This window comes from Vibrio hyugaensis (assembly GCF_002906655.1).
In the GTDB taxonomy this organism is placed as follows: Bacteria; Pseudomonadota; Gammaproteobacteria; order Enterobacterales; family Vibrionaceae; genus Vibrio; species Vibrio hyugaensis.
The window spans coordinates 2,055,315-2,067,976 of sequence record NZ_CP025794.1 but is presented as its reverse complement, the minus strand read 5'-3'; the positions used below and the strand labels follow the sequence as shown (position 1 = coordinate 2,067,976).

General features: G+C 45.9%; 10 protein-coding genes. 4 read left to right on the top strand and 6 right to left on the bottom strand.

The window, feature by feature from the left end; translation table 11 throughout:
- Positions 1–132: 132 nt before the first annotated feature.
- The 5 genes from gepA to glnA form a co-directional block, all read right to left on the bottom strand.
- Positions 133–2,679: a phosphodiesterase GepA gene (gene gepA / locus C1S74_RS10205; RefSeq protein ID WP_045399472.1), complete on the bottom strand. Its 2,547-nt coding sequence runs from the start codon at positions 2,677–2,679 to the stop codon at positions 133–135.
- Between the two features lie 112 nt (positions 2,680–2,791).
- Positions 2,792–4,195 carry a nitrogen regulation protein NR(I) gene (gene glnG, locus C1S74_RS10200; protein WP_045399469.1) on the bottom strand — a complete coding sequence of 468 codons (1,404 nt, stop codon included), beginning with the start codon at positions 4,193–4,195 and terminating at the stop codon, positions 2,792–2,794.
- Positions 4,196–4,255: 60 nt separating this feature from the next.
- On the bottom strand, positions 4,256–5,266 hold the full coding sequence (gene glnL, locus C1S74_RS10195; protein WP_425275334.1) for a nitrogen regulation protein NR(II): 1,011 nt from the start codon (positions 5,264–5,266) through the stop codon (positions 4,256–4,258).
- A 166-nt stretch (positions 5,267–5,432) separates the two neighbouring features.
- Entirely contained in the window at positions 5,433–6,014 is a 582-nt protein-coding gene (locus C1S74_RS10190; protein WP_045399465.1) for a DUF4124 domain-containing protein, read from the bottom strand.
- Positions 6,015–6,211: 197 nt separating this feature from the next.
- Positions 6,212–7,621, bottom strand: a complete 1,410-nt coding sequence (gene glnA, locus C1S74_RS10185; RefSeq protein WP_038870033.1) for a glutamate--ammonia ligase — start codon at positions 7,619–7,621, stop codon at positions 6,212–6,214.
- 529 nt (positions 7,622–8,150) lie between these two features.
- Between glnA and typA the strand changes: the two genes are divergently transcribed.
- Together typA and C1S74_RS10170 are read left to right on the top strand one after the other, a co-directional pair.
- Positions 8,151–9,980: a translational GTPase TypA gene (gene typA, locus C1S74_RS10175; RefSeq protein ID WP_038870035.1), complete on the top strand. Its 1,830-nt coding sequence runs from the start codon at positions 8,151–8,153 to the stop codon at positions 9,978–9,980.
- Positions 9,981–10,057: 77 nt separating this feature from the next.
- Positions 10,058–10,600 carry an AAA family ATPase gene (locus C1S74_RS10170; RefSeq protein WP_045399462.1) on the top strand — a complete coding sequence of 181 codons (543 nt, stop codon included), beginning with the start codon at positions 10,058–10,060 and terminating at the stop codon, positions 10,598–10,600.
- A gap of 31 nt (positions 10,601–10,631) precedes the next feature.
- Here the strand turns inward: C1S74_RS10170 and C1S74_RS10165 are convergent, their stop codons facing one another.
- Positions 10,632–11,273: a DUF2959 domain-containing protein gene (locus C1S74_RS10165; RefSeq protein WP_005434517.1), complete on the bottom strand. Its 642-nt coding sequence runs from the start codon at positions 11,271–11,273 to the stop codon at positions 10,632–10,634.
- A 35-nt stretch (positions 11,274–11,308) separates the two neighbouring features.
- Between C1S74_RS10165 and C1S74_RS10160 the strand changes: the two genes are divergently transcribed.
- Both C1S74_RS10160 and dtd read left to right on the top strand, forming a co-directional pair.
- Positions 11,309–12,253 (top strand): virulence factor BrkB family protein, encoded by a 945-nt coding sequence (locus C1S74_RS10160; RefSeq protein ID WP_038870039.1) that lies wholly within the window; start codon positions 11,309–11,311, stop codon positions 12,251–12,253.
- Entirely contained in the window at positions 12,225–12,659 is a 435-nt protein-coding gene (dtd, locus tag C1S74_RS10155) for a D-aminoacyl-tRNA deacylase (protein WP_045399459.1), read from the top strand. The genes C1S74_RS10160 and dtd overlap by 29 nt, the downstream gene beginning before the upstream one ends.
- Positions 12,660–12,662: the final 3 nt, after the last annotated feature.

The following is a 12,662-nucleotide window of genomic DNA, read 5'->3' as shown; positions in this document are numbered from 1 at the left end:
TGTTGTGAACAGGAACTCAGCCCAAACATTATCGATGACAATACATGGGGAAGATTTGCAGTTAAGTATAAATAACAGTTAGGTAGATTGTCAGTAGATGATGACTAGGAAATCAACGATTTCAGCTCTTTTCTACTTCATGTTAACCAAATGTGTTGGCCAGTCTTCCAGCGGTAATGGGCGGCTATAGTAAAAACCTTGTACTTGGTTACAGCCTAATGCGCTAAGCAGCTTTGCCTGCGTGCGTGTCTCTACGCCTTCTGCAACGACATTGGTTTTCATGCCTTTGGTGATGTTAACTATCGCGGCAACAACAGAGCTGTCGAGGTCTTCTTCGGTGAGTCGATTGATAAAGGTGCGATCTATCTTCAAGCATGTAAATGGTAGCGCATGAAGGTACGCTAAAGATGAGTAACCAGTACCAAAATCATCAATGGCAATCCCTAATCCCATTTGACGCAGTTTGATCAGGTTATCCAATGTTGTTGGTGCACTATCAATGATGCGAGACTCAGTGATTTCTAATGTGACAGTATTGGCTGGCAATTGAGTCGTTTTCAGGATGCTGCTGACGGTGTCGACAAAGTCAGGACAAGAGAGTTGGTTTACTGAGACATTCACATGCAATTGGAAGTTCTCAGGCCACTGTTTTTTGTCGATAGCTTTACGTGTGTCACGGCATGCTTGGAAGAGTATTTGTTGCCCTATTGCTTTGATCATGCTGCTTTCTTCTGCGATCGGGATGAAATCTAATGGAGAAACCATTCCTGATTCACTGTGCCAACGAGCTAAAGCTTCTGCGCCGCAAATGTTACCACTCGCAAGGTCGACGATAGGTTGGTAGTAAGGTACAAATTCTTGATTATCGATACCCGACTGAATCTTGGTTTGCATTTGAGTGCGGAACTTAGAGGCGCTGGCCATTTCTGGGCTGTAGTGACAAACGCTAGCTAGCGTGTCTTGTTTTGCGTAGCTTAGAGCGATGCTCGCGTTGCGTAGCCACAGTGACATAGATTGCTCCGGTTTGGTTCGTACGACCCCTATCGAAATCTTGATAACCACCGTTTCACCATCAAGCATGAATGGTGCAGCAAGCAATTGCTGTAAGCGTCTTTCCGTTAAACGAATATCGTCGTCACTGTGTGTACTTGGCAAAAAGACAGCAAATTCATCACCTCCAATTCGAGCTAACGTTGCTTCTTCTTTCAGCTGTTGTTTAAGGCGCTTAGCAACGTGAATTAGGAGCTGATCACCATTGTGATGACCAACACTGTCGTTGATATCCCTAAATTTGTTGATCCCGATAAGGTACAAACTGCCTTGTTCTGCATGTGAGCTGCTTTCACTGACTTCAATGAGTCCTTGGCGGCTGTACAAGCGGGTTAATGAATCGAATTCGAGTTGCTCTCGCAATGCTTTGAATGAAGCTTTTAGATTACTGGCCATTTCATTAAAGGCTTGTACCAGAATTGTGGTCTCGTATATGTAGCCTGGACGAGGCATGGAACTGTCCCAATCGCCTTTCGCTAGATGCTGCGCTGCTGTAGCGGTGGCATTGATAGGACGAGTTACGCGATTGAAGATCAATAGACTGACAACGATGCCAAATAGACTCACTAAAAAGCCAACCATCCAGCTTCTTTGCTGGCTCTTTGGCAAGGTGCCGAGTAATTCGCTCTCAGAGATGGAGGTGCCGATAAACCAAGTTAAGCCATTGGTGTCATGGTAAGGCGTGATACGACTAAAAGTGCGCTGACCGTTAAAGTCGAATTCGAACGTATAGGGTTTATCGGTGTAATTCAACACCTGTCCGCTAACTCGAGCAGCACTCATTTTGATGATTGGGTCGGCACTCTCTGAAGCAAGCAAACGCTGATCTTTATCGGAGAACTTGGTACCCCATGAAATTACACTGCCTTGTCCTGAATGCGCGACCAATCGGTGCTGTTGGTCCATGACGTACACAGAAGCATTGGTCTCTTGTTTCAACTCTTGTAAAAACTGATTGAAGGTGTTGATGCGTATATCTGTGACCAGGACGCCCGCAAATTTACCCACTTCGTAAACCGGCGTCATTGCAGAAAGGGTGATGTCTTGACGCTCATCGGCATTGGCATAAATCGAGGACCAACGAGCTTTATGGTCTTGTGCTACGGGTTTATACCAAGGGCGAGTCCTAGGGTCATAGGGGGCGATGATAGTACGGATATCATCACTGACTTCTTCACTGCCATAAATGACTAAGCTACCTTTGGTTCGGTAATCTTGCACCATCAGTGTGTATGCATCGGCTGACTCTCGGCGAAAACCGGTAAAGTCACCCGTTTCTGAGCCAAAAGCGATTACATCGAGTTGCGGTATCGAGTGGTACAGATCTTTAAACGCACTAAGTAAGTAGGATTGAATGTCTTTGGTGTCATTAGGATGGTAAAGATTGTGGTAGCTGACGTTGTGGCCAAGTGCTGCGACCGCAGTAAAGGGTTTACGTAGGTAATCGTTCAAGTGGTCATGAACACTTTCTGTTAGTACCGAAAGTTGTTTGTCACTGATGTCAGCGACAACTTCTTCGTAACTCTGTTTTTGGACGTAAACAATCACACCGATAGCCAGCAAGAAAATCATCACAAAAGGGATGAGAACAGCGGTGCGTAGTGTAATTTGAGTCGTCGCGTTAGACATTGCCTAGTCACAAATGGGATGTTGTTCCGTAATTGTACTGACATTTAGGTTATCAAGCGAGCTGAAAAGTTTGCGCTTGATAACCAGTACTCAAATTAGTAATCGTCCAATATCAGTACAGCTCTTTTAACTTTCTGGTTAAGGTATTGCGTCCCCAACCTAGTACTTTAGCGGCATCTTGCTTGTGACCTTTAGTATGTTCTAACGCAGCTTCCAATAAAATGCGTTCAAATTCTGGTAAAGCGAAAGAAAGCAGTTCTTTATCCCCAGCATCTAGCGCATGGCGTGCCCAATCCGCTAATTGTTCTTGCCAACTGCCACTGGTTGTCTCGGTGACGTTTTTTTTCTCCTCCAACAATTCTGCTGGTAAATCACTTGGCAGAACTTCACTACCACTGGCCATCACAGTGAGCCAACGACAGATATTCTCTAACTGGCGGACGTTACCCGGCCAATCAAGGCGGTTAAGGATTTCCACTGACGACGGGTGTAGCGTTTTGGTTTCAACACCAAGTTCATCAGCAGCACGAACTAAGAAATGTTGGGTGAGCTTTTCGATGTCTTGTTTACGTTCTCTGAGTGCTGGGATTTGAACTCGAATGACGTTTAAGCGGTGGAATAAATCCTCACGGAAATCGCCTTCGTGAACCAACTTTTCAAGGTTTTGGTGGGTCGCGGCGACAATACGAACGTCGACTCTAATGGGTGAATGGCCACCAACACGATAGAATTGGCCGTCAGCTAATACGCGTAATAAACGAGTTTGGATATCCAGCGGCATATCACCGATTTCGTCCAAAAACAGTGTGCCACCGTTGGCCTGTTCAAAACGTCCTTGGCGTACACTGTTAGCGCCGGTAAATGCGCCTTTTTCATGACCGAACAGTTCTGATTCAATGAGGTCTTTCGGAATCGCAGCCATATTGAGGGCAATAAAAGGTTTGTTGGCGCGCGGGCTATGGCGGTGCAGAGCATGAGCCACTAACTCTTTACCTGTACCAGATTCACCGTTGATCAGAACGGAGATGGAAGAGCGAGATAAACGGCCAATGGCACGAAATACTTCCTGCATTGCTGGCGCTTCTCCGATGATTTCCGGAGTGTTGGTTGGGATCTCTTCTGGGAGTAATTGCTCGCGTTTATTCTCTTGGCTGTGGGCAATCGCACGCTCAACCAGAGTTAGGGTTTCGTCAATGTCAAACGGCTTTGGCAGATATTCAAATGCGCCTTTTTGGTAGGCATTCACTGCTGCGTCTAGATCTGAATGGGCAGTCATGATGATGACGGGTAGATCGGGGTAGTCATGCTGAACTTGTTTTAATAGTTCTAAGCCATCGATACCCGGCATACGGATATCAGAAACTAACACGTCTGGCACTTCACGCTCTAGCGCCATTAGGACGCTTTCCCCGTCCGCGTAGGTTTCGCATTTAATGTTGGCGGAAGAGAGTGTCTTCTCCATTACCCAGCGAATTGAACTGTCGTCATCGACGACCCAAACATATCCTTTACTCATGTAATAAATCCTTGCAGCGAAAGCCTAAAAACTGACGAATACCAAAGCCATTTAGCATGGTCAGATTGGCAAATAAATCGTAAAAGTAGTGTGACCTGGCCAGCTTTCGACATCTATTTTGCCGTTATGCTGGTCGATCAGGTTCTGTGAGATAGACAGTCCGAGTCCGGTTCCCCCCTCACGGCCACTGACCATGGGGTAGAAAAGGGTGTCTTGTAGTTCTGGTGGGATACCCGGACCGTTATCCGTGATTTCTATACGAGCAGCGAGTTTGCAACGCTGGCCGTGAATATTAGCCTGATGCACCGTTCTGGTGCGTATGGTGATTTTTCCGTGTTCTTGGTGAGACAGTATCTGTGCTGCATTACTAACAATGTTGAGCATGGCTTGCTCAATCTGGTCAGCGTCCATTAGTAGTTCTGGCAAACTTGGATCGTAATCGCGTTCAATAACAACCGAATACTGAGACTCCAATTCGACCAATTGACGCACTTTTTCAAGCACTTGGTGTAGGTTCTCTTGGGTCTTTTTGCCCGGTTTTTGAGGCCCTAGCAAGCGATCGACTAATGCTCTCAAGCGGTCGGCTTGTTCAATAATGATGTGGGTGTATTCGGTTAGAGATGGATTGGGAAGCATCTTCTCTAGTAGTTGCGCCGCGCCGCGTAAGCCACCCAATGGATTCTTGATTTCATGTGCCAAACCACGCACCAAAAGCTTCGCTGCCTGCTGTTGGGCATGTTGGTTAAGCTCTTGGGTGAGTCGGCGTTGTTGGTCAATCTTACGCATCTCTACCAACAGCATTAGCTGCTTCTGCCATGTGATCGGGCTGACAGTCACTTCTAGCATCAAAGGGCGACCATCGACGACAAAGGTCACGTCACTGTCTGTGATGCTTTGTCCGCTTTGCAGGGGCTGAGTGAGCAGCGCAAGATCCAATGATGCATGCTGAATCAACTGAGACAACGACTGCTCAACAATGCGCTTAGCACTTTGCGAGAACAAGAGTTCAGCCGCTGGGTTGGCGTAGCGTACGGCTAATCCATCATCGAGAATTAGCGTGGCTGTCACCATATTATTGAGAATGGCACTGGAGAGACTAGTATCCACATTACGTCCTTGTTTGCGTTGTGATTGTGCGCTGCACTATATTGGTGCAATAGAACGTAAGTATGGCGAATAAACCTCAGAAGAAAAAGTGAAAAGCGCCATCAGAGTGCGGTTTTTTTCACTTAATATTCTACTTTGCCCCTTTAATGGTCGGCTTGATACTCGCTCTATGTAAATGCACCGTTATAGGGCTAGTAGATGCAATAAGCTTGCCGCTTCTTTTGGCTTGTACCGCAAGGGTGTGAGTTCCACGGTCGATGTTATTCAATTGCCAAGTTAACCGGCTTTGTGGTGCCCCATATGGCTTGCCATCAAGGAAGAGTTGCAGTTGTTCACCAATGCCTAGCTTGCGGTTGGCTTCGAGTTGGATATTGATGGAGCCAGGGTTGCTGCGAATGGTTTCGTCATGCTGTGGTGTCAGCATGGATAAGGAGAGCGGAAGAGGCTTGTCTGCTTTTGGTTTCTCATCGGTTTGAGGTTCTGATGTGTTTTTGGCTTGAGGGGCGAGAGACTCGGTACTCTCCACTCTTGGCGCTGGCGCACTGGATTCAAGGTTAGGTAGAGAGATGGCTTTCGCGCCTTGGTTTGGAGTATCGCTAAAATGCACCACGCCGTCTTTATCCACCCAAGTATAGGCAACTTGTGATGAGACAGCGGACGCCATTAAAAGGCCGCTTAAGGCGCATAGCGATGGTAAAAGCTGAACTTTCATTGCTCACCTTCTTTTGATCGATGATTTCACGTTTCGGTTACCTAGAACCCTGATCAATAAAGATAAAAGACTCTGGCGTATTTTTGTTATCCCTCCATGTTAAACGGGCAACTTAGGTTAGCGTATACAAAAAAGGCCCGCCTGCGAGGCGAGCCTAATATTTTGTAACTGTGTTTACATTTTACACAGTTTAGACCTTATACAGAGTAGTAAAGTTCGAACTCAAGTGGGTGAGTTGTCATGTTTACTTTCTCAACATCTTGCGCTTTCAGGCTGATGTAAGAATCGATGAAGTCGTCAGAGAATACGCCGCCAGCTGTTAGGAACTCACGGTCTGCATCTAGTTCTTCTAGTGCGTCTTTTAGTGAGTAAGCTACTGTTGGGATTTCTGCTGCTTCTTCCGCTGGAAGGTCGTACAAGTCTTTATCCATTGCTTCGCCTGGGTGGATCTTGTTCTTAATGCCGTCAAGGCCAGCCATTAGCATTGCTGCGAAACATAGGTATGGGTTTGCTGCTGGGTCACCAAAGCGAACTTCAATACGACGTGCTTTAGGGCTTGGTACCACTGGGATACGGATAGAAGCAGAACGGTTACGCGCTGAGTAAGCTAGCATAACTGGTGCTTCGAAGCCTGGTACAAGACGCTTGTACGAGTTCGTTGATGGGTTAGCGAATGCGTTGATTGCACGAGCGTGTTTGATGATACCGCCAATGTAGTAAAGTGCCATTTCAGATAGGCCGCCGTACTTATCACCAGCAAATAGGTTAACGCCATCTTTTGCTAGAGATTGGTGAACGTGCATACCAGAGCCGTTGTCACCAACTAGTGGCTTAGGCATGAATGTCGCTGTCTTACCAAATGCGTGTGCAACGTTGTGTACAACGTACTTGTAGATTTGGATTTCGTCTGCTTTTGTTGTTAGCGTGTTGAAGCGAGTTGCGATTTCGTTTTGACCCGCAGTTGCTACTTCGTGGTGGTGCGCTTCAACAACTAGGCCCATCTCTTCCATTACTAGACACATTGCAGAACGGATGTCTTGAGATGAATCCACAGGAGCTACTGGGAAGTAACCACCTTTAACGCCTGGACGGTGACCTTTGTTACCTTCTTCGTAATCAGAACCTGTGTTCCATGCTGCTTCTACGTCATCAATCTTGAAGAAAGAACCAGACATGTCAGTTGCGAACTTAACGTCGTCAAATAGGAAGAACTCTGGCTCAGGACCGATAAGTACTGTGTCAGCAACGCCTGTAGAGCGCATGAAGTCTTCAGCGCGTTTAGCGATAGAGCGAGGGTCGCGATCGTAGCCTTGCATTGTTGCAGGCTCAAGGATGTCACAACGGATGTTTAGCGTTGCATCTTCAGTGAATGGGTCAAGCACTGCAGAAGATGCATCTGGCATCATAACCATGTCTGATTCGTTAATGCCTTTCCAGCCAGCAACTGATGAACCATCGAACATTTTACCTTCTTCGAAGAAGTCTGTGTCGATCTGGTGAGCAGGGATAGAGATATGCTGCTCTTTACCTTTTGTATCAGTGAAGCGTAGGTCAACAAACTTAACTTCGTTCTCTTGGATCAGTGATAAAACGTTTTCTACTGACATCGTGGATAACCTCCAGTGTTAATAAAGCGGTAAAGCTCGATTTATGAAATCTTGATTAAATCCAGCATTGATTAATCTGTTTGACATTTTATTAATCGATGCTGGTTTCTCTAAAGCCAAAACCGTGCCAAAAAAAATATTCCATTAATTTCAAGGGATTATGTTTTTAGATCCTAGTTTGGTGCAAATGATTGCACCAAAATGATCTGACTTTGCACTAAAATGGTGCGCATTTAAATTATTGCACCACAATGTGACAAACACGTTGCTTATTTAGTCCAGTTTTTGAGCGAGAGTCAATTTGTATTACGCAACGATTGGAATAAAATTGCGTTGAATCAATTCGCTTTAATAAGGAAAGTGGGCATTAAGCGTAAATTTCGCAGAAAAGCTCGGGAGTAGATCACATATTTCTATGCTTTTTGCTAAAATCTGGTACATTATGGCCGTTTTTTTAATCAGCAAATGTCACCAGAGAGCACCCGTTCTCAGCGTGGGGGCATTTCATCTATCTAAGTGAATCAAATCCATGGCTACTCCACAGATTGATAAATTAAGAAATATCGCGATCATCGCGCACGTTGACCACGGTAAAACAACACTGGTTGATAAACTACTGCAACAATCAGGTACTCTAGAGTCTCGCGGCGAAGCTGAAGAGCGAGTCATGGACTCAAACGACATCGAAAAAGAACGTGGTATTACCATTCTTGCTAAAAACACAGCAATTAACTGGAATGATTACCGCATCAACATCGTAGATACTCCGGGACACGCGGACTTCGGTGGTGAAGTAGAACGTATCATGTCGATGGTAGACTCAGTACTACTTATCGTTGACGCTGTTGATGGCCCGATGCCACAAACGCGTTTCGTAACACAAAAAGCATTTGCACACGGCCTTAAGCCAATCGTTGTAATCAACAAGATTGACCGCCCAGGTGCTCGTCCTGATTGGGTTATGGACCAAGTCTTCGACCTATTCGACAACCTAGGTGCAACTGACGAACAGCTAGACTTTAAAGTTGTTTACGCTTCAGCACTAAACGGTTGGGCTACTCTAGAAGAGGGCGAAACTGGCGAAAACATGGAACCGCTATTCCAAACTATCGTTGACGAAGTAGCCGCTCCAGAAGTTGACCTAGACGGTCCACTACAGATGCAAGTTTCTCAGCTAGACTACAGCTCTTACGTTGGTGTTATCGGTGTTGCTCGTGTAACTCGTGGTAGCGTTAAGCCAAACCAACAAGTAACAGTTATCGGTGCTGACGGTAAAACGCGCAACGGTAAAGTGGGTACAGTAATGGGTTACCTTGGTCTAGAGCGTCACGAAGTTGAGCAAGCGAACGCTGGTGATATCATTGCAATCACTGGTCTTGGTGAGCTGAAAATCTCTGACACTATTTGTGCTCAAAACCAAGTTGAAGCGCTACCAGCACTTTCTGTTGATGAACCAACAGTAACGATGACGTTCCAAGTAAACACGTCTCCATTCGCGGGTAAAGAAGGTAAATTCGTAACTTCACGTAACATCCTTGAGCGTCTAGAGAAAGAATTGGTACACAACGTAGCGCTGCGCGTTGAGCAAACAGACGATCCAGACAAATTCCGCGTTTCAGGCCGTGGTGAACTTCACCTATCTATCCTGATTGAAAACATGCGTCGCGAAGGCTTTGAGCTTGCTGTATCTCGTCCAGAAGTAATCATCAAAGAAGAAGATGGTCAGCTAATGGAACCGTTTGAAACAGTAACGATTGATGTTCTTGAAGAGCACCAAGGCGGCATCATGGAAAACATCGGTCTACGTAAAGGTGAGCTGAAAGACATGGCACCAGACGGTAAAGGCCGTGTGCGCATGGACTTCGATATGCCTTCTCGTGGCTTGATCGGTTTCCAAACTGAATTCATGACGCTAACGTCTGGTTCTGGTCTTCTTTACCATACGTTTGATCACTACGGTCCACACAAGGGCGGTAACATCGGTCAGCGTATCAACGGCGTACTAATCGCTAACGCAATGGGTAAAGCTCTGACTAACGCACTGTTTAACCTTCAAGAACGTGGTCGTCTATTTATCGGTCACGGTGTAGAAGTTTACGAAGGCATGGTTATCGGTATTCATAGCCGCGATAACGACCTAACAGTGAACGCTCTGAAAGGTAAGCAGCTAACCAACGTTCGTGCATCTGGTACTGATGACGCTCAGGTTCTAACTCCACCAATCAAGCACACTCTTGAGCAAGCTCTAGAGTTTATTGATGAAGATGAGCTAGTAGAAGTAACGCCAGAAAGCATCCGTATCCGTAAGAAATTCCTAACAGAAAGCGACCGTAAACGCGCTTCTCGTGCAGGTAAATAATCTGTTTTAACGGATTCGATTAAGAAGAAACCCCGAGTTATGCTCGGGGTTTTTTGTATCTGAAGGGAAAAGAGTACATGAGGCCAATTGTGATTACGGGTGGCCCAGGCGCTGGCAAAACGACATTGTTGAATGCGCTCGGTCATTTAGGATATGCGACGTTTGCTGAAGGCTCACGTATTTTGATAGAGCAACAAAGCCAGTTAGAAAATGGCATCTTGCCTTGGAGTAACCTGCCCGAGTTTGCCAACTTATGTCTTGAGTTTATGGGTAAGCAAAAGTGTGAGTCGCTGAGTCATCAGGTGGCTTTTATGGATCGCGCGATCCCCGATATTGTGGCTTATCTGCAAGTTGGAGGGTGTCACGTTGAGCAAGCTTTCCTAACGGAGAGTGCTGGGTACCATAGTCAGGTGCTAATTTGTCGACCTGAAGCATCAATCTATGTTCAAGATGAAGTACGCCCACACAGCTTTGAAGAAGCGCTTCAGATTCATCACGCCCTTGTCGAGACGTATGCTGAACTGGGTTATGAAGTGGTTGAAGTACCATGGGGAACAATACCAGAAAGGGTCGAGTTTGTTCGAAGAGTCACAGGCTTAGTGGTCGAGAGTACAAACTAAAAGCTCCTCACGAAGAGGAGCTTTTAAAGGCTTACTTTTGATTCAGCTGTTGTAGGAACTTATCTGATTCTGCGATCGCGGCATTCATTTGTTTGATTGCGTATTGGATGTCTTTCTCTAGGCTAGAAAATTCACCTTTTAGAGAGCCAATCGCGCTCGCGTTTAGGTTGTGCTTTAAGTAAAGCGTGTTGTCGCGGAGTGTGTTGAGTACTGGCGTCATCTTGTCTTCAGCGCGCTTCATCGCACTGAGCATGGTTTTGTAAGATGCTTTGGTCTCACGCAGCTTTTGTTCACTTGAGCGACGTAGCTTCGCGCTGGTGTACAAGTCTAGTTCGCCCTGCCATTCATCAAACAGCGCATCGGACACGTCTTCAATTGCAGCAATACGATCGCGCACGTCTTGTGCTGCTTTTTCGCTGTCTTCGTATTTATCGTTTATGTTGTTATAGACGCTTTCCAGTTCACCACCATCAAAATTGGTTAAGGCAGAAAGTGCTTCGAGTGCACTGGTAAATTCTTCTTGTGCGTCTTGTTGTGATTCTTTGGCGTCTTCAACGCGATCAACCATGATGTCACGCTTGTGGTATCCCACTTGTTCCATCGCTGAATAATAAGCGGACTGACATCCTGTTAAAGTGAAAATTGATAGTACAATTGCTAATAAATAAGGCATTCTTATGTCCTCGACGCTAATTTATGGGATGAACTATGAACCAGTTATCAGAGAGTTACAAGGTGAGATTGACTAGGCTTGTGCCGGGGAGCGTCGCGTTTTCCAAATATCTTCTCAAACGAATGACGCACGATCGCGTCAACGTCAATGCTGGCTATCTAGCTTATATTACTTTGCTGTCTATTGTGCCGATGTTGACGGTACTTTTGTCGATATTGTCGAAGTTTCCGGTGTTTGAGAATGTGGGTGAAACCTTGCAAGGTTACATCATTGATAACTTTGTCCCAGCTTCTGGTGATGCAGTAAGAACGGCGCTGCAAGAATTCGTTTCGAATACAGGAAAAATGACTGCCGTGGGTGGTGCTTTCCTATTTGTTGCGGCTTTGATGTTGATTTCAAATATCGATAAGAACTTAAACTACATTTGGCGAGTAAAAGACAAACGCCGCCCTGTGTTTTCTTTCTCAATGTATTGGATGGTGTTGACCCTTGGTCCGATTTTGGTCGGCGCAAGTATTGCTGCGACGTCTTACGTGACGTCCCTTAAGCTGATTGAGAACGAAACGCTATCGGGCGCTTACAACCTGTTTTTGCGTTGGCTGCCTTTGTTGTTGTCCTTCTTTGCGTTTATGGGCTTGTACTTTTTAGTGCCAAACAAAAAGGTATACCTATCCCATGGTGCGGTTGGCGCTGCTATTGCCGCTGTGCTGTTTGAACTGAGTAAGAAAGGCTTTGCTTTCTACATTACCCAGTTTCCTTCTTATCAGTTGATTTATGGCGCGTTAGCGGCAATTCCAATCTTGTTTGTGTGGGTCTATTTGTGTTGGCTCATTGTTTTGATTGGTGCGGAAGTCACTGCGGCTCTGGGAGAAAGAGAGCACTGGAGTGATGACCTAGAAATGATACACTCGACGGCAGAATTGCAATTAACAGATGAAGGAAGCGAGAGTCGTGATAGCGCTAATCCAACGAGTCAGTGAAGCCGCCGTTCGCGTGGACGGTGAAGTTATCGGTGAAATCGACCAAGGTCTACTTGTCCTACTTGGTGTAGAGAAGGACGATGATGAAGCAAAAGCAAAACGTTTGATGGAGCGCGTAACCACTTATCGAGTGTTTGAAGACGATGACGGTAAAATGAATCTCAACGTCAAACAAGTGAACGGTAAGGTGTTGGTGGTGTCTCAATTTACGTTACCAGCAGACACCAAAAAAGGCACTCGCGCAGGCTTTTCTCGTGGTGCACACCCTGCGGATGCAGAACGTCTGTATGACTACTTTTCTGACCTGTGTGAGCAAGAGCTACCAACGCAACGTGGCCGCTTTGCTGCTGATATGAAAGTGTCATTAATTAATGACGGCCCGGTGACTTTCTGGCTACAGGTCTAATCT

Coding starts and splice junctions, on each gene's coding strand:
- C1S74_RS10160 (WP_038870039.1), top strand. CDS start 11,309: ATGAACCAGTTATCAGAGAGTTACAAGGTGAGATTGACTAGGCTTGTG.
- glnL (WP_425275334.1), bottom strand. CDS start 5,266: ATGGTGACAGCCACGCTAATTCTCGATGATGGATTAGCCGTACGCTAC.
- gepA (WP_045399472.1), bottom strand. CDS start 2,679: ATGTCTAACGCGACGACTCAAATTACACTACGCACCGCTGTTCTCATC.
- typA (WP_038870035.1), top strand. CDS start 8,151: ATGGCTACTCCACAGATTGATAAATTAAGAAATATCGCGATCATCGCG.
- C1S74_RS10170 (WP_045399462.1), top strand. CDS start 10,058: ATGAGGCCAATTGTGATTACGGGTGGCCCAGGCGCTGGCAAAACGACA.
- C1S74_RS10165 (WP_005434517.1), bottom strand. CDS start 11,273: ATGCCTTATTTATTAGCAATTGTACTATCAATTTTCACTTTAACAGGA.
- glnG (WP_045399469.1), bottom strand. CDS start 4,195: ATGAGTAAAGGATATGTTTGGGTCGTCGATGACGACAGTTCAATTCGC.
- C1S74_RS10190 (WP_045399465.1), bottom strand. CDS start 6,014: ATGAAAGTTCAGCTTTTACCATCGCTATGCGCCTTAAGCGGCCTTTTA.
- glnA (WP_038870033.1), bottom strand. CDS start 7,621: ATGTCAGTAGAAAACGTTTTATCACTGATCCAAGAGAACGAAGTTAAG.